We start from the raw sequence: 25,870 nt of genomic DNA on the forward strand, positions 1-25,870 counted from the left end.
ATCCGTAGGAAAAACGTTACTTTTGTAGCTTCAAATATAAGACTTTTTTTAATGAAACTCACAAAACAAGCCAAATCCGCTTTAATTTCTGTTTTCGACAAAACAGGATTGGAACCTATTATTCACAAAATGAATAGTTTAGGAATCACTATTTACTCCACGGGAGGAACTGAATCTTTCATCAAAAGTTTGGGAATTGACGTTATCCCGGTGGAAACCGTCACCGAATACCCTTCTATTTTTGGTGGACGAGTAAAAACCTTACATCCCAAGATTTTTGGAGGAATTTTGAACAGACAGGACAACGACAGTGATGTTGCTGAAATGATTCAATATGCTATTCCTCAGTTAGATATCATCATCGTTGATTTATATCCTTTTGAAAAAACTGTTGCAAGTGGTGCAGTAGAAAGCGATATTATTGAAAAAATCGACATTGGAGGAATATCATTAATACGTGCCGCGGCAAAAAACTTTAAAGATGTTTTATGTGTTTCTTCTGTAGAGCAATATCCTGATTTACTGGACATTTTGGTAAACTCACAAGGTAAAACTACTTTGGAACAACGCAAAAACTTTGCTGCTAAAGCATTCCAAATTTCTTCACACTATGATACGGCTATTTTCAACTATTTCAACCAAACAGAAGAAATAACCACATTGAAAATCAGTGAAAATAAAGGTCAAATACTAAGATACGGAGAGAACCCTCACCAAAAAGGATATTTCTACGGAAATTTTGATGATTTATTTGAAAAATTACACGGAAAAGAACTTTCGTACAATAATTTATTAGACGTTGATGCCGCTGTAAGTCTCATTTCAGAATTCAAACACGATGACCCTACATTTGCCATCCTAAAACACAATAATGCCTGCGGAGTTGCCACTCGAAAAAACATTCAGGAGGCTTATGCAGCAGCTTTGGCAGGTGACCCCGTTTCTGCTTTCGGTGGCATCTTAATTTCAAATACAAAAATTGATTCAGCGACAGCAAATGATATCAATTCTTTATTTTTTGAAGTAATTATTGCTCCAACATATAGTGATGAAGCTTTAGAAATACTAAAAGAAAAGAAAAATCGTATTATTTTAGTGCAAAAAAACATCAATTTGCCTGAAACTTCTATCAGAAGTTGTTTGAATGGATATTTGGTTCAAGATAAAGACCTAAAAACGGATACAATAGAAGATATTGCGTATGCTACTACCGAAAGACCAAGTGAAGAAGCTCTTGAAGATTTGTTTTTCGCTTCAAAAATTTGCAAGCATACCAAATCAAACACCATTGTTTTAGCTAAAAACAAACAGCTTTTAGCAAGTGGAACCGGGCAAACAAGTCGTGTTGATGCTTTACGACAAGCTATTGAAAAAGCTCAATCTTTCAAATTTGACTTAAACGATGCTGTTATGGCAAGCGATGCTTTCTTCCCATTCCCTGATTGTGTGGAAATAGCTGACAAAGCAGGAATTACATCGGTTATTCAGCCGGGAGGTTCTATTAAAGACCAATTAACCATCGATTACTGTAATGAACATAAAATGGCTATGGTGATTACAGGAACAAGACATTTCAAACATTAATTTTTTGAGAAATATAAAAAAAAGCCCGATGTTTTTTACATCGGGCTTTTTTAATTCTATCAATCTCTTTAAAAAATTTTACTTTTTCTTTGCTTGACTCATTTTAGCGGCTAAAATAACTGCATTTCGTGCATTTACCATAGTCCCCGCTGAAGATAATTCAGAGAAATCTACTTTTTTCTTATTATCAGCTTCTCCTACATATACTTGAAGTTTAGGGCTAACTCCTGACTGCATAATCACTTTCTTAACTTGTGAAGCTGTTAAATTTGGGAAGTAAGAACGAATCAAAGCTGCCAAACCTGCCACTTCAGGAGAAGCCATTGATGTTCCTTGTAAAAATTTATAACTATTTCCCGGTGCAGTAGCCCATATTTTTACTCCGGGAGCAAACACATCTACATTTCTTTTTCCATAATTTGAAAATGAAGCAATTAGTTTGTCATTAAATTGATAATTTAAAGCTCCTACTGTCAGGAAGTTATCTGAGATTTCTTTTCCTTCTACCTCATCATTTGGATATGTTTCCTCTACATCAATATTTTTACTATCATTTCCTGCTGCATTTACAATTAACACATCTTTTGAAGCTGCATATTTAATCGCTTCATAAACTTTATCTTTGTGAGGAGAAAATCCTTTTCCGAAACTTGTATTAATCACTTTTGCTCCATTATCTGCCGCATAACGAATCGCTAAAGCAATATCCTTATCGTATTCATCTCCATCAGGAACAGCTCTTACTGCCATAATAGCAATATTATCAGCAACTCCGTCCATTCCTACATTATTTCCGCGTTGAGCCCCAATGATACCCGCTACGTGAGTTCCGTGCAATGAACCATCCAAATCAGGACCAATTACATTATTATTTCCGTATCCTATCTTGCTGAAATCATTCTCATCATCTTTTAAGATGTCTCTACGAGGATTAAATTCCAAATTCAAATAATTATTCAATTTTGAAGTGTAATGCTCAAGAACTCCTTTTAATTCTTCTTTAAGAGCTTCTGAATCTTCCACGCGGCTAAGCAATTGCTGCATAAATTCAACATACTGAGCCATCATATTATCCGTGGTTTGGATTTTTGACACATCATCTGATGTATATTTATCTTTTTTGAGCTCTTTTTTCAAAGCATCATCTGCAGATAACGCCATTTGATTAAGCTGTTCGAAGTATTCTTTTTCAGCAAAAGCTTCTTCGTATTGTTTTTCGTATTCAGTCTTAGCTCTTTGATAATCAGGATTGCTCTTATCTCCAGACTTGTAAATACGCGTAAGTTCCATATTTTCGTGATTGATATCTCCTAAGAAATTCCAACCGTGAATATCATCTACATACCCATTCTTATCATCATCAATGTTATTGTTAGGAATTTCATTAGGATTTACCCAAATAACATTCTTCAAATCCTCGTGATTGATATCAATTCCCGAATCAATAACTCCCACGATAACTTTATTGCTTGTTTTTACACCTTTCAATAAGTCATACGCTCCTTGCAGACCGATTCCCGGAAAAGAAGTAAGGTCTTGATGAGGCCAAACTTTCAATTGCTCGTCAGAAATTTTTTCTGCTTGCTTTGGCAACATATCTGGCAAAACATCTGGGCTTGCCGATGCAATTTTTGACAACGGACTGGCACAACCTACCAATACAGCTCCTGAAATTGCTAATAAAAATGGTTTTCTAATATTCATTTGTAATATATTTATACGATTTAACCTAAAAAACAACTGGTGCAAAGGTAAATAATTTTAAATAAAGCACAAAAGAAGAACACATTTTTATTCCTCTCTTTTGCAAAAATGGCACAACTATTGATTGTAACAATATTGTAAAGTACCATAATTATTAAAATTAACTGATTATGAAACGATTATTATTTTTTAGTTCTGCTATTATTCTATTTTTAAGCAGTTGTTCCGTTCGTAATGAATATGATGATGACCAGCTCACATTACACGAATTTTTGCATTCCTACGACCTGTGGTATGTAAATGTTGATGCTACACGCGGAAACGACCGAATTCCGTTTTTGCAGAAAGCCTTTACCATAACTTTTGACGGAAATACACTACTGGCAAACAACAACTTAGTAGGAATCGGCTCTGTTGGAAGAGGTTACGGACGAGTTATAGGAAATTTTTTCACTTCTAATACGCACCTAACGTTTCACCACGACAGAGATGGCTCTTACCGTTTTAAAGTTGTACAAGTTTCTCAAAATCAAATAGATTTGTATGATATAGATTCCAATTCGGTTTATAGATTGGAAGGACATTACAAACGCAACTTCAACTACGACAGATTATTCTTTGAAAATATGCGCTATTTTCTGCAAGAATACAATTTTTGGGAAAAAACATACACTAGCAGAGAAGGTGCAGCAAATCCGTTTGACAATGAAAATTTTATCAGATTCTATAGCCTCAACGGAGATTATTTTTTTGAAACAAGAGAGCATCCAAATCATACAACGCCACTTTTTCGAGGGCTATACTCTATTGAAAATGTACGAAATGCTAATGATGTGAAAATATTGAATCTGAATTACAGAGATGAAACCGAAAGCTTTGAAGTTCGTATTTTAAACGACCGTGAAATAGAGCTTTATCACCTCAATTCACGAACAACATATCGCTTCAGAGGAGTACAAAATATCATTTACAAAAAGTTACAAGGATAAATAAAAAAGGGGATAGTTTTTTAGCTATCCCCTTTTTATTACTCTAAACTTATAATTATAAACTCACTTCTCCTGTTGGCTTGGTGTTCTTCTGGCGTACATTGTACTCCGTTAGAACAGTGGTTCGTTAATTGTGTTTCTCCGTAACCTTTTCCTGTGATTCTGCTTGCATCGATGCCGTTATCAATAATCCATTTTACAGTCGATTTTGCTCTTCTGTCAGACAAAGCTAAGTTATAACTATCTGAACCTCTACTATCTGTATGCGAACGAACATTTATCTTCATATTCGGATATTCTTTCATAACTTCCAAGATTTTGGCTAACTGTACCGAAGCATCATAACGAATATTCGATTTATCAAAATCAAAGTAAATATTTTCTATCTTGAATACTTTCGCCAAATCATCTCCTTCAGTTACTTTTATAACTCTTGGTTTCAATAAGATTTCGTAGTGGATTTCTTTTCCTTTGCCTTTCATTTCTACTTTTACCTCAGCCGTTTCATAACCTTCTTTTTCTCCTTTCAAATAGAAATGTGAATCTTGGCAATTTATAAATTCTTCTCCAAAGGCAAATCCTCCTTCTAGGTCACTCGATTCTGTTTTTAGCAAATCCATCTTTTTGCCTGACAATGAAACCATTGCTCCAGAGATAATTTCCATCGTTTCTGAATTCTTAACCACTCCTTTCAAAATTTTGTTACACGTGAAATTCAAAGGAATACGTTCGTAAAATCCGTAAATATCGTCTTTTCCTTTTCCTCCGGCACGATTCGAAGTTAAGAAACCTATCTTTGATTCTTTGTCTATCACGAAACAAAAATCATCATCTACGCTATTTCCCGGCTCTCCAATATTTATAACTTTTGAAGTAGTTCCGTTATCGTACAATTTTACAGCAAAAATGTCCAATCCTCCCAATCCTGGATAACCATCTGAAGAATAATACAATACATTATCTTTTGAAATAAAAGGGAAAGATTCTCTTCCGTTTGTGTTTATGACGCTTCCTAAATTCTCAGGCTTTCCATAACCGTTTTTCAATATTTCTACACGAAATATGTCAGAACTTCCTAATGTTCCCGGCATATTAGACGCAAAGTACAAATATTTTTCATCTGGGCTTAATGCAGGGTGAGCTACGCTGTACGTATTGCTATTGAATGGCATTTCAACAACATTGCCCCAATTTCCGTTACTGTCTTTGGTTGCTCGTAATATTTTCAGTAAGATGGTATTTTCTGAATCCATTCTTACCTTTTTGTCTACATAATTGTTTCGAGTGAAATATACCGTATTGCCATCTTTTGTAAATACAGCTGTTGATTCGTTGAATTTTGTATTAACTTTTGACGAAAACAGTGTCTTTTTCGATAACCTAATGCTATCACGATTTGCCTCGTACAAGTCATAGAAACTATCACCTGTCCATTTTGAAACAGGCTTAATCAGGCTTGTGTTACTTCCTGCAAAAATTACTTTATCTCCATAAAAAGCCGTTCCGTACTCGGAATGCTCTGTATTTATGCCCGTTTGAAGTAACTCAAAACGATTGGAGTTCTCCTTTATTTCCTCTCTATAATCTTTATGCTCTTCAAACAATACAGCACGAGTGTCATTCGCTCCAGTAATTTCCACAAACTTGTTCATCATTTGGTCTGACTCGGTATATTTACCCAATGATTTTAAGGACAATGCGTATCTGTAATAGTATTCAGGTTGCACTTTGTACTCCTTATTTTCAAAAAGTTTCTCATACCAAGTAGAAGCTTTATCATACTCAGCATTGAAGTAATATGAATCTCCGAGCCTTTCGAGTAACTCCTGATTTACAAATCCTTTTTTTGCAATATTTTCATAGACCTTAATAGCATCTATGTAGGCGTAATTTTTATACATCTCATTGGCTTTTTGCATTTGCTTTTCTTGTGAAAAAACCAACAAGACATTGCTAAACAACGCCATTGCAAGTATGTATATTTTGTGATTCTTCATTTTTATGGTTTTTAAAATAAATTAGATTGATGAAAATTTCCTTAGAAGAACCTTGGAGAAATCACTTTTCTGTATGCTTTCACCAGTTCGTAACGCAAGAATATTTCGTGTGAACCAGAATTATATCTTGACAATTCTGTGGTTTCGAAATCATATCCATAACCGATAAACCATCGGTCATTTATTTGGAAACCAGCCATAGCACTTACTGCAGCCGACCATCTCCAAGCAGCACCTAAAACAAACTTTTCGTTGAACATAAAATTTGCCGAAACATCCAGTTGGAATGGAGCTCCGTAAGACACCTTACTAAGTACTGCAGGTTTAAATTTTGTATTTCTTGTTAAATCAAATACATATCCTCCTATCAAGTAATAATGTTGAGTGTTTTTCAGAACAGAAACCTCTTTGTTTCTCTCATTTCTTCTGTAAACTTCTGTTTCTAAAAGATTTGGTACAGAAAAACCTAAATAATGTTTGTCAGAATACCAAAAAAGCCCTGCCCCTATATTAGGTCTGAAAATTGTGTTATCTCCGGTGAAACTATAGTCTAAACCATCATACAAATGTAATTTATTGACATCCAGTTGATAAAATCCTGCTGAGCCTTTCAGACCAAAAGCCAATTTTGAATTTTCAAAATTCAATGTGTATGAAAAATCTACCAAAATAGTATTATCTTGCTGAGGACCAATTGATTCGTGAAACAACGAAACTCCCAATCCCACATTTTTATCTCTTATAGGCGTGTGGTAACTCAATGTTGCTGTTTTCGGGGCACCTTCCAAACCTACCCATTGTGTTCTGAACAATCCAAAGAAACTCCCTACATCTCTTGAGCCTGCATACCCTGGGTTAAACATCATTGTGTTATACATATACTGTGTATATTGCGATTCTTGTTGAGCAAAAACCCCTGTACATAGCATTAACATCAACATTAAAAAAACACTACTTTTTCTCATTATATAATATATTTATATGTTTATTGTCCTATTTTTATAATTTTCCTATCTATTTCTATAACTTCTTGAAAACCCGAGCGATTTTTTATATTAACACTCGAGTTTTCAATATTTTGATTTATTTTTTGATATATAACCAACTTCCTTTTTTCTTGGTTTGATTGTTTTTATCTACATACTCTATTATGTAATAGTACGTTCCTTGTGGCAATTTCTCCGGAGCTTCTATGGTAACCCTTCCGTTCGATAATCCTCTGAAGACTTTCGTTGTATTATTATACCCGTGAGCTTCAAAAACTTTCACTCCCCAACGGTTGTAAATTCTTACCGTATTGTTTGGATATGCCTCAATTCCCTTGATGTAGAATATATCATTTGAACCATCATCATTGATTGAAATAGCATTGTAAGGAACTATATCTCCTCCAGCTACAACTTCTATTGTTACTGTTGCATTTGAACAATTACCTGCCGCATCACAAAGCTCATATACAAACATATCTGTGCCAACAAAACCTGGATTTGGAGTGTACGTAATAGTGTCGTCAGATGGGTCATCTGGTGTTCCGCCATCATTTACTTGTACAGTACCTCTTGACGGATCAGTCACAACGGCAACTCTTCCTGTTGTTGGGATATTTTCATCGTTATCCAAAATATTCACTGTTACAGGAGTATTTATTTCAGTGGTTGCAGAATCATCATTCGCTTTCGGAACATCCAAAACAACTACCGTCACGTTTGCCTCATTACTACAATTTGTCGCATTAGCATTTTCACAGATTGTGTAAGTAAGTGTATAGGTTCCCGCTGGCGTATTTGGCAATACCACAACCGTTCCGTTAGAAACATCAATATAGATGTTTGTATTCGGTGTAGTAGGATTTGAAATAGTAACAGTTCCTAAAGTAGCCGGAGCTCCTCCAATCGTGTCATTCACTAATACAGAAGTAGTTACAGTTCCTCCTACAGCTGTGTATATCGGGAATGATGTATAATCATCATCGTTTGCTACAATTGGTAAGGCTGCTACCTCTACCGTAGCTGTGGCTGTATCACAATTTGTTGGATTCAGTTTCTCACAAATACGATATACAATAGTATAAGTACCCGCTGGTGTATCTGTCGGAACATTAATATCTCCGGTAGTTACATCCAATGTTGGAATATTTGCACTACCATTGATTGGCGATGCAGGCGTAACCTGTGTAATATTAACATTTGCAATCGTTGCAGGATTTGTTCCTAACACATCTAAACCATTACCATTATCCGAAAGAACATTACCTGCTTTTCCGCCCGTGTTACCAGATACGGCAGGGAAGTTATCATCCTTAGCGTCTATCGGCTCTTCAGTCACAACTATGGTAACCTCAGCACTTTCACAATTTGTCGGATTCAATTTCTCACAGATAGTATAAGTTATGGTATATGTACCTGCCGGCGTATTTGGTGCGATGGTAATAGTTCCGTCTGCGTTTGGTGTTAAACCTGTCGGAATGGTAGTTCCCCACGTCAAATTTACTTGTGTTGGATTCAATGGATTTCCGTTAAGTGTATCATTTGTCAAAACACTTGATGTATTCCCGCCGTTAAGTCCATTGATTGGTGTTCCGCTGAAATCATCAGGATTTGCTACCAAAGTTTCTGAAGTTACCACGACAGTTGCTGTAGCAGTATCACAGTTAGTCGGATTCAATTTCTCACAGATAGTATATACGATGGTATAAGTACCTGCCGGAGTACCCGCCGGAACATCAACCTCGCCAGTCGCATCCAACTTCGGAACATTCGGATTCCCGTTAATCGGTGATGCGGGTGTAACTTCAGCAATATTAACATTTGTAACAGTTGCAGGGTTTGCCCCTAACATATCCGTTCCATTGCCATTATTTGAGAGAACATTACCCGCTTTTCCGCCCGTGTTGCCAGATACAGCAGGGAAGTTATCGTCTTTAGCGTCTATAGGTTGAGATGCTACCGCAATTACCACATTCGCTGTATCACAAATATTAGATTTTGTACAAACCTGATAAGTAATCGTGTAAATTCCTGCCGGAGTACCTGCCGGAACACTCACATTACCTGTTATTGGTTCAAGTATTGGAACGTTCGCACTTCCTCCTATTGGTGTTGCTTGAGTAGTTACAGTGATAGTGACCTCTGAAATTGGAATATTTGGCACACCATTAAGAATGTCATTAGTCAATACATTTACAACACTTGGATTTCCCGTTACTCCATCTACCGGAGAGCCACTCATATCATCATCGTTTGCCTCAATTGTGCTAACAACAACTGTAACAGTAGCAGTATCGCAATTATTCGCAGGATTTCCTGATTCACAAATTCTATACACTATTGTATAAGTGCCTGCAGGTGTACCAGCTGGGACATTTACATTTCCTGTTGTTACATCTATCTTTGGTACATTTGCGTTTCCGTTAATTGATGTTGCTGGTGTCACTTCTGAAATACTAACATTGGTAGTAGTTACCGGAGTACCATTCAAAGTATCTTGACCATTACCGCTATTGTCTAAAACATTTCCTGCTGTACTTTGTACATTTCCATTTACCGTTGGGAACACGTCGTCATTAGCTACAATAGGGATACAAACCTCAGTAGTAATTTCTACAGGAGTTCTTTCTATACTCTCACAGCCTGATACTAAATTATCGCGAAGGGCCACATAATAAGTCCTTGCGGACAAAGGTGTATTTTGAGCCAATTGAGTACCTCCTGTTGGGTTATCATACCAAGCTAGTGGTGCATTTTCGTTTATCAAAATATTCAAATCTGCGATAGTATGATTACTGCAAAATACTGTATTTACTGAAGTTTTTATTGTTGCCTTAGGAACAACAAGTTTCAACGGCACTATTGCTTCTGTAATGATCTTTTTCATATCACAATTGGCAGGAGTTGGAGTTGTTCCAGAACATACAGATGTTGGGTTATGAACAATGTAATATAATTGTGCTTTTATCTCATCGGTTATAGGACAATTATGTATCTTAGTAGCAACTATTGGTAATGCGTTAATCTCCAATACTCCATTTATTGGTATTGCATCTACAAGTGTAAATATATATGTATTAGTTAGCACATCTGTACTATAATAAACTAAACTATTATTTGAAGCTACTTCGATGTCCTTCGTATTCAATATTTCCCAACCTATAGGTAAGTTAATTGACAATTTAGTATCTCCACCTGCATTAATAATATCCTGATTAAAAGGAAGATTTCCTTTATTTGTAATTTTCAAGGTATATGTTCCTTTAGCATTACCTGTAACATTAGAATCTGAAAAGGCAATCAATGCTTCTGCTTTATCTATAGTTACTATTGGCAAATTAGTTGTATCCCCTGCTATTATCAAACGATAACTAGTAAGGGTTGATGGTTCATGAATATCTTCTCCACAATAATTTTTCCCTCTGGATATGAAGCTAATGTGTTGATTAGAACTAAAGGAACAATCATCTGTGGTTCTTAATTTTAATCTAAAACGAATTTTCTCACCTGTAGCAAGATTAGTATTTGGCAAATTAATTATTATACTTGTAGTACCAACTGTAACGTAACTATCATCAAGAGGAATTGTTGTTGACACAGTTCCTGTTTTATACTCATTAGAATACATTGCACTTCCTGGAACAAAAGTAAGTCCTGAAGTTTCTCCTAAAGGAATTGTAATTTGTATATCTTTAACTATTCCTTTACCTGAGTTGTTTATTTCAATGTCGTAATCTAACACCTCACACAAACTTGGACGATAATCTGCTGGTGGTTGTGAGATAAGCCTAGACTGCAAGTCTCCTTCTAATTTAGAAAATGTTACCGTATAAGTTTGTGCTGGGCAATGTGGAGTGGAAAGTGAGCTAGGATACCCCTTACAAGAATGTCCAAGTAATATATTTTTCTCTCCTGTACCACAATCCGGAATATCTGCCGTTACCACATAAAACTTGGTAGTAAGTGGATTTATATCCCCTAATTGGAATATGCCATTCACCTGATTTAATGGATTACCAACCAAACTGTTACCTGTAGCATCACTTGCTTGCTGAACAGACGTTATATTCATATCTGTAGAGCCAAACCACACGTTAGGAAAAGTATGAAATATTGATGAATTTTCAGTTTTGATTACCCAACGTACCACATTTGTATCAGAAGTTGATACGGGTGTAGCTATAGTAGTATTCAACTTATCATTATCAATGTCATAAGTTATCGCCTTTACACTTGTTTTGATATTCACTTCATTGGTATAGGTATTGTTAGGAGGATACGCATCTCTACCAGTTCCTTCTAAAACCGCATACGCCTCATAAGTTTCAGTAGCTCCAGAATTACAATTTTTGGAAACAATCGGTGTTATACGCAACCAAAAACCTTCATCTAAATTTAAAGTTGTCATAGCTGCATTATAATCAGATGGATCATATCCATTTCCTCTTGCGTGGCTTGCTATAAGAAGTTTCATCAAGACTTCTTCGAGGTTAAGTGTATGCATCATTCCACTTACCGGAGTATCTAAAGTTACCTTATAATAGCCATAGTCCGAACGCAATTGCCCAGACAACAGAATATAGAAGCCTTTTAAATCTAGACCTTCAGGTACAATCGATACTAGTTGCTTTGGCTTAATAAACTGTCTATTTTCACGAGGAAAAACCTGATTACTTGTAGTGGCTTCATTTATCGAAATATTAAGTCTGTAAAAAGGTGCCGAACTTATGATAGAATTGTTGGAGCCATCAGGGATTTTATCACAAGCTGTAAGGCGTGTATTAGGTGATTTACTATTATTTTCATAAAAAGAAAAACGAGATACTGCAAAAAGTCCATTAGCCAACCCCAGCGGCCCACAAGAATAAGGCAAATTATTATGACGTAAATGAAAATCTGTAATAAACTGCTTTGTTCCTATATTATCTCCTGAATGGTTAAAATTATTTGGAATAATTTGAAAGGAAACTTGTAATTTATATCCATCTGCCAAATGAGTTATTGTCGCAGGTAAACCATTAGCGTGAAGGGTTTCCATTGTAAAATCTAAAGTTACAGTCTGTGTTCCTGAAACTTTTAAAGGTAAATTTGTAATTGTATAAGTTTGTATCTCTGTATCAATAATTAACTGACCACTATTAGGAGTTACAATTGCATTTAGTGAAGATAAACTTCCTGGAATAGTATTATACATTCCATTGGGAACAGTCACTTCAAAACGTCCCTCTGTCCAGTTTGTGATAGTTCCTGATTTTACTGTCCCTTTTTGTGATATGATAACTTTATCATTCGTATGAAAAGCCGATAAATTAGTACCTTCTGTGTCTTCAGTAATTTTAGTTAGTGGGTAAGCAGGTAATCCTTTATTATCACGATCGTGAAGCTTTGTATTGGCTACATATCCAAAACTATCAGGGTGGCGTTGTACTTTAGCCAACCCTCTCATTAAGCCCTGATCACAACCTTCAGCACAGCCAACAGGTGATAAATTAGTACGAATACACTGAGTATCTATACCTTTAATTCCAGAATTACAACTATTTACTCTGTTCGTCTGCATATATAATTCATACCAAGCGGGATCGGAGCAAGTATAAGTAGCATCAAAAGTTAGTACTGAACCATTTGCGGAAAAGTTACCAGAAAAGTTACCTCCTTTATCTTTTGGCCCGTAAGTAAAACGCAAACGATATTCATTAGCTACATCCGATATTATTTCAGGTAGAAAAAATGTTCCATCTACCTGCATTAATTTGATGGTTTCTTTTCTGATTGTCATCGATGGAGCAAATCGAAACACAATTTCAAAGTAGTCTCCGTTAGCTACAGAAGTATTACTATGACTTAACTGTGAAAAACGAAACCTTCCCTTATATATATCTTTGGGGTCTGAACTAATCATACTCGCCCCAATATTACCTCCTTCTAGGCGAAGACCTTGTGCACCAATTAAAGTTCCGTTAGGAACAGTAAAATTCTTTGTCCCTGAACAAACATTAGCATTGCTATAGGTGTATAATCTATTTATACCACCATATAAAAAGCCCGACCTTTTATCCCCACAATTAGTTCCTGTTACATATGAATTATTTCGAGTTTTAAATCGTAAATAAAGAGTTTGCCCTTGTGCAATAGAACTTATTGGAAGATACACTCTATTTTTTTTACCCGTTGTTCCAAAAACATCTCCTAAGTTAGAATCCCAAACAGTAGAATTATTTGAAGGAGTTATTGATGTCAACGCTCCTGTAAAACCAATATTATCAGAAATTTCATAACTATTATCCACAAAGTAGGTCGAACCTGTAAGTTTTCCATCTATTGAGGTCAAAAGCTCAAGTACTAGATCCTTAGCCCCTGCTGTACCTTTATTTTCTATTTTTAAGTAATGTGTAATATCACTATCAAAACAATAGGCTCCTACATTAGTCTCAGTTGTTGTTAATTCAGTTCCGTCAGACTTAACAACAGTTATTACAACATTCGGCACCTTAGTTCTGTCTATAGTTACAGTTGGGTTTGCTGTTGCATTGCTCAACTCTGGGTAGGTACACTCTTTTGGAGTACAGCCATAGGAAGCCTTATATGAACTAGTGAGTTCTGAACAGGCATTTACTTTTACGGTCTGTTTAATAGAAACACTAGCTCCAGACAAAAGCGTCCCATCAGAAAATTGGTATACTCCTTTTTCTGTTTCTTCTACTTTCCATCCCGTATTACCTGTAAGATCAGAAGATACAATCTCTAATCCTGTTCCTATAGTAGTGCTTACCGTAAAACTTTGAATAGTTCCGTATCCATTGTTATTTACTCTAATGGTTCTCTCAATAACATCACCAGCAGCAACATTAGAAGACTGAGGAGTAACAGTTGTCACTAAAGCAGCGTACTTCACATTAATCCCTTGTCCTTCTCCTGCTCCAAAAATTCCTCCATTTAAAAGATAACCTATTTTAGGCTTCTTATCTGCTGAAAGACTTGCCGTTGCTATTGCTCCACAATTTACTCTAGCCTTAAATGAAATTTTCATATCAGAGGCGGTAGTTGTAGCAGGTATATCCAACTTAATAACTAACTTTCGTGTAGACGAATCATATGAAACAAAGCTAGCTGTTCCTATATTATTAGTAGTAATTGCCGAGCCACTTTCGTATTCAAAATCAACAGGAAGCGTTACTTCCAAATTAATATTCTGATGTGCTGATGTTCCTGTACGAACAGTAACTGTATAAGTTGATGCCTCCCCACAAGCAGAAGGAGCTGGCATATTATCTATTGCTGATAATAGCTGAGGATTTTGAGGATTCTGAGCATAAATAGTCCCCATTCCTAAGCAAAAAGCAATCAAAATCACAAATTGCATTATTTTCATATTCATATAATTAAATACTTTTTTCATAATGAGCTTTTTAATATAAGTGCATTGAAGGGCAAATATATCAATTAATCAAACAAAACAAACTGCAACACAATATTTTATGATTAAATTAACAGTGTTTATTAAATTTATTCTACACGTAGTAAATGTTTTATTAGCAACTTTCGATGATATAATAAATCTAAATAATAGCTTTTATAAAGCGGAGTTAAAACTTCATATTATTGAGTTTTAACTCCGCTTAATCGTTCAAGCTCCTGAAACATTTTAATATAATAAATTAGCTACCAAAGAAATACACAATTTATTTAAAAACTCTCGGACCTAAGAATATTGTTTTTTCAGATTCTATTTTGTTTCCATTACTGTAAACATCTAATATGAGTTTTGTTTTTTCTTCTTCCAGAGAAGACTCTTGTATCTTAATAAACAAAGTTCCTTCTGCCATTCCTTGTTTTGGAACAAAAATAGATGTTTTTCCTACCAAAATTACTTCAGCATTCAGTGAGTCAGCCACTTTTATGGTAACATTATCAAAATCTCGCGTGGTTTTGTTAATTATCTTATATGTGTATATATTACTAATAATTCCGCCTTCTTCGTGACTGTACAATTGCCCAGGAACACGCAACACATTTGCCTGAACATCAGTTCGTAAGAACAACATTCCTATTAATATCCCTACAAGAATTGTAAGTACAGCGGTGTATCCTTTCATCCTTAAATCAAACTTGAAAGGAGCTTTCTTGGCGATATTTTCCTCACTTGCGAATCGTATCAATCCTCGTTTGAAACCTGTTTTATCCATTATTTCATCGCAAGCATCAATACAAGCTGTGCAATTCACACATTCCAACTGTGTCCCATTTCGAATATCAATCCCTGTGGGACAAACGTGTACACATTGCGAACAGTCTATACAATCTCCGTGACCAAGCTCTTCCCGATTCTCATTTTTACGAAACTTTTTACGCCCCTTCTCACCTTCACCACGCACATAGTCATAAGCAACAATTACGGAACGATTGTCCAAAAGTACCCCTTGCAAACGCCCATACGGACAAGCAATGATACACACTTGCTCTCTGAACCAAGCAAATATAAAATAGAAAACACAGGTAAAAATGAACAATGCTACAAACGTACTTAAATGATTTAGAGGTCCTTCAATAATGTAAGTAAGAAGAATATCAGAACCTATCAAATAAGCCAAAAATATGTTTGCCACCAAGAAAGAAATAAAAAAGAAAATTGCCCATTTCAACAGACGTTTGCGAATTTTTTCTGCATTCCAAGGCTGCTTGTTTAATCGCATTTGTGCTCCTCTGTCGCCATCAATCCAATACTCAATTCTGCGGAAAACCATTTCCATAAATATGGTTTGCGGACAAATCCAACCACAAAAAATACGCCCAAAAACAACAGTAAACAAGGAAAGAAAAACAATTCCTATAATCATAGAAACCACAAACAAATAGAAATCCTGTGGCCAAAAAGGCAAACCAAAAATATTAAACTTACGGTCGAGTACATTAAAAAGTAGAAACTGATTTCCGTTAATTTTTATAAAAGGACTCGCAAAAAGAATAAGCAAAAGGAGATAACTCACATATTTTCTATAACGATAATACCTGCCCGAAGGCTTTTTGGGATACACCCAAGCTCTTTTCCCTTCTTCATCAATGGTTCCTATTGAATCACGAAATACGTCTTTACCTTGCTGTGCCATAATAACTTTGATTTTGAAAAATAAAAGAGGTTAGGGAAACGTGAAAGCATAGCAGCAAAGCTACCCAATGCCAATTTCTCTAACCTCTACCACTAACATTTAAGATATGACCTTTTATTCTTCTGTGTATAAATCTCCCTCAGCCGCTTTCGGATTGGCAGGAGTTGTTCCTTTTAAGGTTTTGATATAACTTGCCACTTGAGCAATTTGTTCTGGTTTTAGTGAAGTTTTCCAAGCTACCATTCCTTTCCCGTCTCTACCACCTTCGGAAATAGTATTAAAAATCTTGTTGATACTTCCTCCCAAAATCCAATAATCATCGGTTAAGTTAGGACCAATACCTCCTCCTCCGTCCATAGCGTGACAAGCCACACAATTTGTTTGGAAGATTTTTTTGCCGGCTTCAATATCTGAAGCGTCTGTGAGCAATTTCACGTTATCTGCATTTAGCAAACTCGGATTATTTTTTCTGTATTCAGCAATTTCTATTTTCGCTTGTGCTACATCTCTATCATATTCTTCAACCTGATTATAATCCTTAATCACTTCAAATCGAACAAGATACACAATCATAAAAACTATCGTAGCATAGAACAGATACACCCACCAAGTAGGCAAGGTATTGTCAAGCTCCTTGATACCATCGTGTTCGTGTTCCAATATGATTTCACTCTCACGTTCAATCGGAACTTGATTTACCATACTTGCGTAGAAGCGTTTCCAAAGCGAGCCTTCCTCTGCAAGCCCTGGCTTAGGTTTGATTCCGTAAGTTAGATTTTCTACTCCTCTCAAAACTACTTCCGTAAAAATCAAGACAAAAAGCAGAAAAACTAAAAGCATTTGTATTTGAGAATATTTGGCGATAGCACATTCCCCCTTACCTCCATACAGAAGTTCCAATACAAGAGCCACAACACCAACAATGGTTATTACTCGTAAAAATGGTATTAAATTTCTTTTCATAATAAGGTATTATTTTTCGTCATCGTCATCAAAAGGAATATTGTTCATCTTATCAATAGACTCCTTTTTGTATCCAAAAACCCACCAAAAGAGAGCCACGAAAAAGACAAAGAATATCAAAAGGGACACAATGGGAAATATCTCATACCCTTCTGATGATGCCATTATTTCCTTAATAGACTTAATCATTGTTGTTATTCAGCGTTTGCAGTTTTAATTTTAATATCCGTACCCAATCGTTGCAAATAAGCAATAAGTGCCACAATTTCACGATCTTTCATTGGGACAAACTCCTTACCTTCTTTCTCTGCTCTTGATTTGGAAGCCTCGTACTGTTTCACAAAATCAGGGTCGTTATACAGATTTTTCTCGATTTTCTGAGCCTGTTCTTCCATTGATTTGTGAGCATTAACTATATCTTCCTCTGTGTAAGGAACCCCCAATTTAGCCAATCCACGCATTTTAGCTTCAATGTTGCTTCTATCGTGTTTATCTCTTGTAAGCCAAGGATATGCAGGCATTATACTTCCGGGTGAAGTACTTGTTGGGTCATACATATGGTTGAAATGCCAGTTGTCAGAATATTTTCCTCCCAAGCGAAGCAAATCAGGACCAGTACGTTTACTTCCCCATAAGAACGGACGGTCATATACAAACTCACCTGCCTTTGCAAACTCTCCGTAACGTTCCACCTCGCTTCGGAATGGACGTATCATTTGACTATGACAAGACACACAACCTTCACGAATGTATAAATCACGTCCTTCTAATTCAAGCGGTGTATAAGGCTTCACACTTGAAATTGTAGGAATGTTTGATTTTACGAAAATAGTCGGTACAATTTGAACAATACCTCCAATCAAAATAGCTACTGTAGCCCAAATTGTCATTTGAACAGGCTTTCTTTCCAACCAAGTGTGTAACGTTTCTCCTTGTAATCTTCCACTGCTGATTGTTGACAAAGCAGGAGCCTGAGCCAATTCATCTTCCAACTTAGGAGCTGTTTGCAATGTTTTTATAACGTTATAAACCCCTGCAAGAACCCCAATTAAATAAAGCGTTCCTCCAACAGCACGCAAGGCATACATTGGCATAATTTGCGTTACCGTTTCCAAGAAGTTTCCGTATGTTAAAGTTCCATCCGGATTAAATTGTTTCCACAATGAAGCTTGCGTAAATCCTGCCACATAAAGTGGTAAGGCGTAGAACACAATCCCTAATGTACCTATCCAGAAATGGAAGTTCGCTAATCTCATCGAGTAAAGGTTTGTCTTCCACATTTTAGGCACGATATAGTAAATCATACCAAAAGCAAGGAATCCGTTCCAAGCCAATGCACCAACGTGTACGTGAGCAATAATCCAATCGGTGAAGTGGGCAATTGCATTTACGTTTTTAAGTGAAAGCATCGGTCCTTCAAAAGTTGCCATACCATATCCTGTAATGGCTACAACCATAAACTTCAATGTAGGACTTTCACGAACCGTATCCCAAGCTCCGCGAAGAGTTAACAATCCGTTAATCATACCTCCCCAAGAAGGAGCTACCAACATCACAGAGAAAACCACACCTAAGTTTTGAGCCCATTCAGGTAAAGCCGTATATAATAAGTGGTGTGGACCTGCCCAAATATAGATAAAAATCAAACTCCAAAAGTGGATGATTGACAATCGGTAAGAATATACCGGACGGTTTGCCGCCTTCGGAACAAAATAATACATCAATCCCAAAAACGGTGTCGTTAAGAAGAAAGCAACCGCATTGTGTCCGTACCACCATTGCACCAAAGCATCTTGAACTCCTGCATAAACAGAATACGATTTGAACATCGTAACAGGAAGCTCTAAGTTATTGAAAATGTGAAGCACTGCAACCGTAACAAAGGTAGCTAAATAGAACCAAATAGCCACGTAAATATGACGCTGTCTTCTTCTGAGAAGTGTTCCTATCATATTCACCCCAAAAGCAACCCACACCAAAGCAATCATTATGTCAATTGGCCATTCCAGTTCGGCATACTCTTTGGAAGTAGTGTAACCCAACGGAAGTGTTATGGCTGCGGCAAGGATAATAAGTTGCCAACCCCAGAAGTTAAAATTACTCAAAAAATCACTAAACATACGAGCTTTCAAAAGTCGCTGTAGTGAATAGTAAACCCCCGCAAAAATAGCATTCCCCACAAAAGCAAAAATTACAGCATTTGTATGCAATGGGCGAAGGCGTCCGAAACTCAACCAAGGAATTTCGTTAGACATTGTCGGAAACAAGAATAAATAGGCTAACCATAGCCCTACTACCATCCCTATAACTCCCCAAAAAAGGGTTGCAAAGAGGAATTTCCGTACAATTTTGTTGTCATAGTAAAATTGTTGCTTCTCCATTATTTATTAAATTAATTATTCAGTTAGTTTTTCTTCCTTAATTGTATTCTCTGTTTTTTCATCAACAAGCTCATCTTCAAAAAGCATTCGTATTGCAGGTGTATGACTATCATCGTATTGCCCCTTTCTCACTGCCATTATGAACAAGAAAAAAAACAACAAAGCCACTACAATACTTATACTAATCAACATATATATCACGCTCATCTCAGAATGGTTTATGTATGAATGTGGCAAAAGTACACAATCTTAATCAGTTAAAAAAATGACATTTATCATTTTTCCCTATTTTGAATGAATCTAAAGTTTTCCAAACAAACAGAAAAAAATCAATAAACTAAGAAACAAATAGTTATATCGTTAAAAAAAGTAAAAAAATTCTTCATTTTTTAGGATAACTTTTAATAATCATCATAATTTCTCTTACAAATAAATAGAATTTACAAGCAAAAATAACCTCAATAAATACGAGGTTTGTAGTTAATTCACTTTAAATTTTCAAGTCTTAAAATCTTTCTTTGAAGAAGATATCCGAGGGATGGAGAATGTTTATTAAGAGTTCATATCCCTACTCTTCCCTTTTATTAAGGAGAAATTGTAACGAGAAATTATTTTATATTAGCTATAGAAGCAAGCTACTAAAATTTTCTGTTTCAATACGAAAACAAAAAAGCCCAAAAACTAAATATAAAATTCAGATTTTTGAGCTTAATCTTAAAAATTATTTTCTAATCTTCAATCATATACAAATTTATCCTTTATAAAAAGGCAGTTTCACCACCGTTGCAGGAACTCTATTTTTACGAATTTGGATAAAAATTTCACTTCCCGGTTTAGAAAGCTCGGTAGGAACATATCCCAAACCAATTCCTTTTCCAAGTGAAGGAGCCATCGTTCCGCTTGTAACATTTCCAATTACATTTCCTTCAGCATCAACGATTTCATATCCGTGGCGCGGAATAGCTTTTTCCTGCATCTCAAAACCAACCAACTTTTTGCTAACACCGTTTTCCTTGTCAGATTTGATTACATCACAACTTACAAAATCTTTTGTGAATTTGGTTATCCAGCCCAATCCTGCAGAAATCGGAGAAGTTGTATCATCAATATCATTTCCATACAAGCAGAAGCCCATTTCCAAACGAAGCGTATCGCGAGCTGCCAACCCGATAGGTTTTATCCCGAAAGGCTCTCCCACTCTGAAAACTTCATCCCAAACGTGTTTTATATGTTCGTTTTTAACATAAATTTCAACTCCTCCACTACCTGTATATCCTGTTGCAGAGATAATTACATCTTTCACTCCGGCGAAATCACCAATTACAAAATGATAATTTTTTATTTCAGACAAATTCACAGGCGTAAGCGACTGAATGGCTTCCAAGGATTTAGGTCCCTGAATTGCCAACAACGAATACTGGTCGGAAACATTTTCCATTTCCACTCCCCAAGTATTGTGTTTGCTAATCCAATCCCAATCTTTTTCAATATTGGAAGCATTGACAACCAACAAGTAATGTTCATCTGCAATTTTATATACGATAAGGTCGTCAACAATTCCTCCTTTATCATTTGGCAAATAACTGTACTGTGCTCTTCCATCGTACAATGCCGTTGCATCATTTGAACTTACTTTCTGAATCAAATCCAAAGCGTGTTTGCCTTTGAGAATAAACTCTCCCATATGGCTTACGTCAAAAACTCCTACACCATTGCGTACGGTTTCGTGCTCTACGTTAACCCCCTCATACTGAACAGGCATATTATAACCCGCAAAAGGAACCATTTTTGCTCCCAATGCAATATGAACATCGGTTAAAGCTGTGTTTTTCATATATTTATATTTAAAATTTTGTTATACTTACTTTCTTGATACATTAAGGCTGTTTCTTAACCCCCAATAAGCCGTATGACGGAGACACAATGGCTTATCTACAAGCCCTACCTTCCTCATATAACGGCTTACAGATGCTTAAACATCGCCAACAGGCAGTAAAACCATCAACCTATAAGTTCTCAATTAACACTTATCAATACTTATGCAACCATAGGCAGGCGATAAATCATCACCAATAGGCAATGAACAAACACATTTAAGTTGCTAATAATCAAACATAGGCTTTATTAGAACACTTACAGAAATGTTTTGTGAATATTGTTATTATCGAATTGAAAATTTCTTTTCACTTTCGTCATATCGCTTCTTACACTCGTAATAAATCTGCACGGCTTCTTCCAAATTTCCCCAACCATTTACAGCTACTTTTTTCTTTTCCAAATCTTTATATACTTGAAAAAAATGTTCAATTTCCATAATCAAGTGCGGATTCACATCGTCTAACGTATTGAGTTTGCTCCAAACAGGATCAGAAACTGGCACGCAAATCATCTTCTCATCAGGTCCTTTCTCATCTGCCATATGGAAAACCCCAAGTGGCTTTACCTCCATCACACAACCGGGAAAAGTTGGCTCGGAAACTAATACCAATACGTCTAACGGGTCAGAGTCCAACGCTAAGGTTTCAGGTACAAAACCATAATCGGCAGGATACATCATTGAAGAGAAAATCATTCGGTCATATCTGATTTTTTTTAAATCAAAATCATATTCGTACTTATTTCGGCTTCCTTTTGGAATTTCGATTAACACATCGAAAGATAATTGTTCTTTTTTAGACATATTATTTAATATTTTTAACAGTCGCAAAAATAAATAAATAATTTGGAAAGTTAAATAAGAAACCTTCTAAAATTCAAACTTTCTTTAGAAAAAATGTAATTTTCGGCGGATTATCAACCTAAAGCTCTCGTTTGTGGTCATTAGCCCAGTATCTAAAACGAAACAACATATATTTCAAAACGAAAAACTTCTTGCTTTAAACTAAATTTTTTTGAAAAACCTCTTTCAAATAAAAATAAAAGTTTTATTTTTGCCGAACTTTTAAAGAAAAAGATATGGCAGTTTACAGAAAGAGAAACGACAGACCTAATAGAAAAAAGAAAACAGAGGAGTTGGAAGAGTCCCAAGAAGAGTTGCTTCATCAAGAAATCACTACTGCGGAAGTGTTTGATACACTTGACGAAGGAGCTTCAAAAACAGAGGCTTGGGTTCAGAAAAATCAAAAAACCATCATCGGAACATTGATTGCAGTAGCCGTGGTTGGTTTGGGCTATTTGCTCTATCAGCAGTTTGTGTCAATCCCAAAAGAAAAAGAAGGTGCCAACGAATTATTTTTTGCACAAGAATTTTTTGACCAAGCTTTAAATGCTACTGATGATAAAGTTAAAGATTCTCTATTCACTGTTTCATTAAAAGGAGGAAACGGAAAGTACGGATTCTTGGAAATCATTGAAAATTACAGCGGAACAAAAGCTGCAAATTTAGCGAATTATTCAGCTGGAATGGCTTATATGAACCAAGGAAACTACGAAAAAGCCATTGAACACTTGAAAAAGTTCAATTCTCCTGATGAAATTTTAGGAGCTTTAGCTTTGGGGAACATTGGTGATGCATACTCACAACAAAAAAACAATGCCGAAGCTCTGAATTATTACAAAAAGGCTTTCGAACATAGCAAAAATGAATTTACAACACCTATTTATTTGAAAAAAGCGGGAATTACTGCTATGTTGCAAAACAACAATCAGGAAGCTAACAAATACTTTGAACGCATCAAAGATGAATATCCAACCTCAGAAGAGGCAAGAACTGTTGATATTCTCATTGGGAAGATAAACAACTAAAATACATTTTTCATAATACGCAAAAAGCACCTGCTGTCTTTGGGATTTATTCTAAGGCAGCAGGTGTAAATATTTAAAACATAATCAAATATGGCTACAGAAAACAAAAATTTATCACAATACGACAAAAGTACAATTCCTAATGTAAAATCATTTCGTTTTGGAATTGTAACCTCTGAGTGGAATGAGCAAGTTACTTTTGGATTAAAAAAAGGAGCTATCGAAACTTTAAAAGACTGTGGAGCAGAAGATAAGAATATAATCTGCTGGGAAGTTCCCGGAAGTTTTGAACTTATCCACGGAAGCAAAAAAATGATTGACACACAAAATGTTGATGCAGTAATTGCCATTGGTTGTGTGATTCAGGGTGAAACGCGTCATTTTGATTTTGTGTGTCAAGGAGTTACACAAGGAATCGCCCAATTGAACGCAACGAAAGATGTCCCTGTTATTTTTTGTATTCTGACAGACAATAACTTACAACAATCTTTGGACAGAAGCGGAGGAAAACACGGAAATAAAGGAGTTGAAGCTGCTATCGCTGCCATTAAAATGGTTACTCTTTAATTCATTGACTTATAAAAAGTTGAAGAGCATTTGTTAAATGCTCTTCAACTGAATAAAATATGTAACTACCATTCAATCTTCCTTGAAACATACATCACCAAAGCCAAAATCAAAAACAAACCAACACTTCCTACCAATAAAGCGTAAACTTTCCAACTGAATAATAACATAAATAAATCCATAAAGAGCTGACAAAGAAACTACTATAAACATCGGAAATTTTCTGTTTTTCAAAATTGAAATTGAATACAACCCTATAAGCAAAACTACCATTACCGAAGCCATTAAATAAGCCTTTGAAAAACTGCTATGTTCAGTAATAGAAATCAGTAATGTGTAGAACATCGTTAATGCTAAGCCTATCATCGTATATTGAAAAATATGAATTTTTATCTTACTGATTGTCTGTATCAAAAAGAAAATCAAAAACGTAAGTCCTATAACTAAAAATCTGTATTTGGCGGCTCTTTCATTCTGCTGATATTCATCAACAGGAATCACGAAATCTACTTCAAAAGCATACTTTCCAATATCGGGCAAAGAACCAAAAGTTTGTTGTGAAAAGGGTCGGTTGATATGCAAAATCTTCCAATCAGCTGAAAATCCGTCATTTTTAATATCTTTCTTAAACGGAAGAAAATTTCCACTAAAACTCGGATCTTTCCAATCAGATTTTATTGTGCTTTCTGTAACTTTTCCGATAGGAACAATCCCAATTTTGGAACTTCCGTCATACGTTATTGAAAAACTAAAATTTCCGTTTTCGAAATGGTCTTTTGCATTGAAAAACGGCGTTTCAAGTGACGAAACTGCTCTGTAACCGTTATTTTCACTATAATAACTGTAATCTTCATTAGCCTGAGCCTCATAAATTGGTTCGAAAACGTATTCTTTACCAGAAAAAAGCATTTTAACACTGTTTTTAATACTTGAAAGATTGGTTGTTCGGATAAGAATCGTGGCTTTTTCCCACTTAATGTCCGCATCGGAGACATATTTTGAAGAAAAATCGGGCTGAATGTACCTTCCTGAAAAATCCATCTGAGAGGTAAACACCACCGATTCGTAATTGTTTCGCTTCTTGATTTCGGTTTGTACTTTCGACGTGTTTTTGAGTTCCTCCGGAAAGAAAAAAGCATAATGTTGCTCCGGAATTCTTTCAATAACCGATTTACCCGTTTTTTTGTCATAAACCTCACTTTGTACGTATGTTACGTACGGGATTTTCAAAATAGGACCATAGAAAAACACCTCATTTCCCCATTTTGAATTGATTTCCCGAATTACCTCTGATTGCCGAACAGCTCTTTCATTGATTAATCCCTTTACCAAAAATAAAGGAATAAGCAAAAATAGTGTTAATGCTCCAATCATTATCAAACGCGTCGTGTTTGAATTCAATAAATTAGCTAAAAATGATTTTTGATTTGTCTCCATAAAAATGATTTAATTAATTGTTTTTATTCACTAAAAAGTACTTTGTATTTCAAAGTTTTATTATAAAAAAATATTTCAAAAAGAAATCAAAACTTTGTATTTTCCTGATTTATAATTTTTTCCAAAGCATCTAAATGTTCTTTGAAAGCCTTTCTACCCTTTTCGGTAACTTTGTAACTTGTGTTGGTCTTACGCCCGATAAACTTTTTCTCAACTATTATATATTCCTCGCTTTCAAGAGCTTTTGTATGGCTTGCAAGATTTCCGTCGGTAATATTGAGTAATTCCTTAAGTGTATTAAAATCAGCACTTTCATTGACCATCAATACGGACATTATCCCCAACCTTACCCGATTATCAAAAGCCTTGTTTATATTTTGAAGAATATTTTTCACTATTCTGGTTATTAAA

General features: G+C 35.6%; 16 protein-coding genes and 1 pseudogene. 4 read left to right on the forward strand and 13 right to left on the reverse strand.

Annotation, left to right across the window (positions count from 1 at the left end; genetic code table 11):
• Positions 1–51: 51 nt before the first annotated feature.
• The gene (gene purH, locus GN105_RS01395; protein ID WP_155283670.1) at positions 52–1,584 is read left to right on the forward strand and encodes a bifunctional phosphoribosylaminoimidazolecarboxamide formyltransferase/IMP cyclohydrolase; all 1,533 of its coding nucleotides are present in this window, start codon (positions 52–54) and stop codon (positions 1,582–1,584) included.
• Between the two features lie 78 nt (positions 1,585–1,662).
• On the opposite strand, the gene GN105_RS01400 is transcribed toward purH, so the two are convergent.
• Complete coding sequence (locus GN105_RS01400; protein WP_173014949.1) at positions 1,663–3,288, reverse strand: S8 family peptidase; 1,626 nt, start codon at positions 3,286–3,288, stop codon at positions 1,663–1,665.
• A gap of 170 nt (positions 3,289–3,458) precedes the next feature.
• Here GN105_RS01400 and GN105_RS01405 point away from each other — a divergent pair, with 170 nt between their 5' ends.
• A complete protein-coding gene (locus tag GN105_RS01405; RefSeq protein ID WP_155283671.1) occupies positions 3,459–4,277 on the forward strand; it encodes a nicotinic acid mononucleotide adenyltransferase in 819 nt (272 codons plus the stop codon).
• A 38-nt stretch (positions 4,278–4,315) separates the two neighbouring features.
• Here the strand turns inward: GN105_RS01405 and GN105_RS01410 are convergent, their stop codons facing one another.
• The 10 genes from GN105_RS01410 to GN105_RS01455 form a co-directional block, all read right to left on the reverse strand.
• The gene (locus GN105_RS01410) at positions 4,316–6,274 is read right to left on the reverse strand and encodes an OmpA family protein (RefSeq protein ID WP_227977336.1); all 1,959 of its coding nucleotides are present in this window, start codon (positions 6,272–6,274) and stop codon (positions 4,316–4,318) included.
• Positions 6,275–6,315: 41 nt separating this feature from the next.
• Positions 6,316–7,239 (reverse strand): PorP/SprF family type IX secretion system membrane protein, encoded by a 924-nt coding sequence (locus GN105_RS01415; protein WP_373279385.1) that lies wholly within the window; start codon positions 7,237–7,239, stop codon positions 6,316–6,318.
• Positions 7,240–7,357: 118 nt separating this feature from the next.
• Positions 7,358–14,659 (reverse strand): T9SS type B sorting domain-containing protein, encoded by a 7,302-nt coding sequence (locus tag GN105_RS01420; protein WP_155283673.1) that lies wholly within the window; start codon positions 14,657–14,659, stop codon positions 7,358–7,360.
• 283 nt (positions 14,660–14,942) lie between these two features.
• Entirely contained in the window at positions 14,943–16,367 is a 1,425-nt protein-coding gene (ccoG, locus tag GN105_RS01425) for a cytochrome c oxidase accessory protein CcoG (protein ID WP_155283674.1), read from the reverse strand.
• Positions 16,368–16,481: 114 nt separating this feature from the next.
• Positions 16,482–17,330, reverse strand: coding sequence for a cbb3-type cytochrome c oxidase N-terminal domain-containing protein (locus tag GN105_RS01430; protein ID WP_155283675.1), 849 nt, complete (start codon positions 17,328–17,330; stop codon positions 16,482–16,484).
• Positions 17,331–17,339: 9 nt separating this feature from the next.
• On the reverse strand, positions 17,340–17,519 hold the full coding sequence (locus GN105_RS01435) for a CcoQ/FixQ family Cbb3-type cytochrome c oxidase assembly chaperone (RefSeq protein ID WP_155283676.1): 180 nt from the start codon (positions 17,517–17,519) through the stop codon (positions 17,340–17,342).
• 5 nt (positions 17,520–17,524) lie between these two features.
• Positions 17,525–19,711, reverse strand: a complete 2,187-nt coding sequence (gene ccoN / locus GN105_RS01440) for a cytochrome-c oxidase, cbb3-type subunit I (protein WP_155283677.1) — start codon at positions 19,709–19,711, stop codon at positions 17,525–17,527.
• 15 nt (positions 19,712–19,726) lie between these two features.
• A complete protein-coding gene (ccoS, locus tag GN105_RS01445; protein WP_155283678.1) occupies positions 19,727–19,918 on the reverse strand; it encodes a cbb3-type cytochrome oxidase assembly protein CcoS in 192 nt (63 codons plus the stop codon).
• A gap of 544 nt (positions 19,919–20,462) precedes the next feature.
• Positions 20,463–21,545, reverse strand: coding sequence for a glycine cleavage system aminomethyltransferase GcvT (gcvT, locus tag GN105_RS01450; RefSeq protein ID WP_155283679.1), 1,083 nt, complete (start codon positions 21,543–21,545; stop codon positions 20,463–20,465).
• Positions 21,546–21,872: 327 nt separating this feature from the next.
• Positions 21,873–22,391 (reverse strand): inorganic diphosphatase, encoded by a 519-nt coding sequence (locus GN105_RS01455; protein WP_155283680.1) that lies wholly within the window; start codon positions 22,389–22,391, stop codon positions 21,873–21,875.
• 275 nt (positions 22,392–22,666) lie between these two features.
• Between GN105_RS01455 and GN105_RS01460 the strand changes: the two genes are divergently transcribed.
• The gene (locus tag GN105_RS01460) at positions 22,667–23,455 is read left to right on the forward strand and encodes a tetratricopeptide repeat protein (protein ID WP_155283681.1); all 789 of its coding nucleotides are present in this window, start codon (positions 22,667–22,669) and stop codon (positions 23,453–23,455) included.
• A gap of 90 nt (positions 23,456–23,545) precedes the next feature.
• Positions 23,546–24,022: a 6,7-dimethyl-8-ribityllumazine synthase gene (ribH, locus tag GN105_RS01465; RefSeq protein WP_155283682.1), complete on the forward strand. Its 477-nt coding sequence runs from the start codon at positions 23,546–23,548 to the stop codon at positions 24,020–24,022.
• Between the two features lie 65 nt (positions 24,023–24,087).
• Here the strand turns inward: ribH and creD are convergent.
• Together creD and GN105_RS01475 are read right to left on the reverse strand one after the other, a co-directional pair.
• Positions 24,088–25,459 (reverse strand): annotated as a pseudogene (creD, locus tag GN105_RS01470) (cell envelope integrity protein CreD).
• Positions 25,460–25,545: 86 nt separating this feature from the next.
• Complete coding sequence (locus tag GN105_RS01475; protein WP_155283683.1) at positions 25,546–25,854, reverse strand: winged helix-turn-helix domain-containing protein; 309 nt, start codon at positions 25,852–25,854, stop codon at positions 25,546–25,548.
• Between the last annotated feature and the right edge of the window lie 16 nt (positions 25,855–25,870).

Origin of the sequence: Capnocytophaga felis, assembly GCF_009684755.1 — a bacterium.
Classification (GTDB): Bacteria; Bacteroidota; Bacteroidia; order Flavobacteriales; family Flavobacteriaceae; genus Capnocytophaga; species Capnocytophaga felis.

What these genes read in the sequence shown, in the direction of transcription:
- GN105_RS01410 (WP_227977336.1), bottom strand. Translation starts at nt 6,274, where the DNA reads ATGAAGAATCACAAAATATACATACTTGCAATGGCGTTGTTTAGCAAT.
- purH (WP_155283670.1), top strand. Translation starts at nt 52, where the DNA reads ATGAAACTCACAAAACAAGCCAAATCCGCTTTAATTTCTGTTTTCGAC.
- GN105_RS01430 (WP_155283675.1), bottom strand. Translation starts at nt 17,330, where the DNA reads ATGAAAAGAAATTTAATACCATTTTTACGAGTAATAACCATTGTTGGT.
- GN105_RS01435 (WP_155283676.1), bottom strand. Translation starts at nt 17,519, where the DNA reads ATGATTAAGTCTATTAAGGAAATAATGGCATCATCAGAAGGGTATGAG.
- GN105_RS01405 (WP_155283671.1), top strand. Translation starts at nt 3,459, where the DNA reads ATGAAACGATTATTATTTTTTAGTTCTGCTATTATTCTATTTTTAAGC.
- GN105_RS01460 (WP_155283681.1), top strand. Translation starts at nt 22,667, where the DNA reads ATGGCAGTTTACAGAAAGAGAAACGACAGACCTAATAGAAAAAAGAAA.
- GN105_RS01400 (WP_173014949.1), bottom strand. Translation starts at nt 3,288, where the DNA reads ATGAATATTAGAAAACCATTTTTATTAGCAATTTCAGGAGCTGTATTG.
- ccoS (WP_155283678.1), bottom strand. Translation starts at nt 19,918, where the DNA reads ATGAGCGTGATATATATGTTGATTAGTATAAGTATTGTAGTGGCTTTG.
- GN105_RS01455 (WP_155283680.1), bottom strand. Translation starts at nt 22,391, where the DNA reads ATGTCTAAAAAAGAACAATTATCTTTCGATGTGTTAATCGAAATTCCA.
- ccoN (WP_155283677.1), bottom strand. Translation starts at nt 19,711, where the DNA reads ATGGAGAAGCAACAATTTTACTATGACAACAAAATTGTACGGAAATTC.
- ribH (WP_155283682.1), top strand. Translation starts at nt 23,546, where the DNA reads ATGGCTACAGAAAACAAAAATTTATCACAATACGACAAAAGTACAATT.
- gcvT (WP_155283679.1), bottom strand. Translation starts at nt 21,545, where the DNA reads ATGAAAAACACAGCTTTAACCGATGTTCATATTGCATTGGGAGCAAAA.
- GN105_RS01415 (WP_373279385.1), bottom strand. Translation starts at nt 7,239, where the DNA reads ATGAGAAAAAGTAGTGTTTTTTTAATGTTGATGTTAATGCTATGTACA.
- GN105_RS01420 (WP_155283673.1), bottom strand. Translation starts at nt 14,659, where the DNA reads ATGAAAAAAGTATTTAATTATATGAATATGAAAATAATGCAATTTGTG.
- ccoG (WP_155283674.1), bottom strand. Translation starts at nt 16,367, where the DNA reads ATGGCACAGCAAGGTAAAGACGTATTTCGTGATTCAATAGGAACCATT.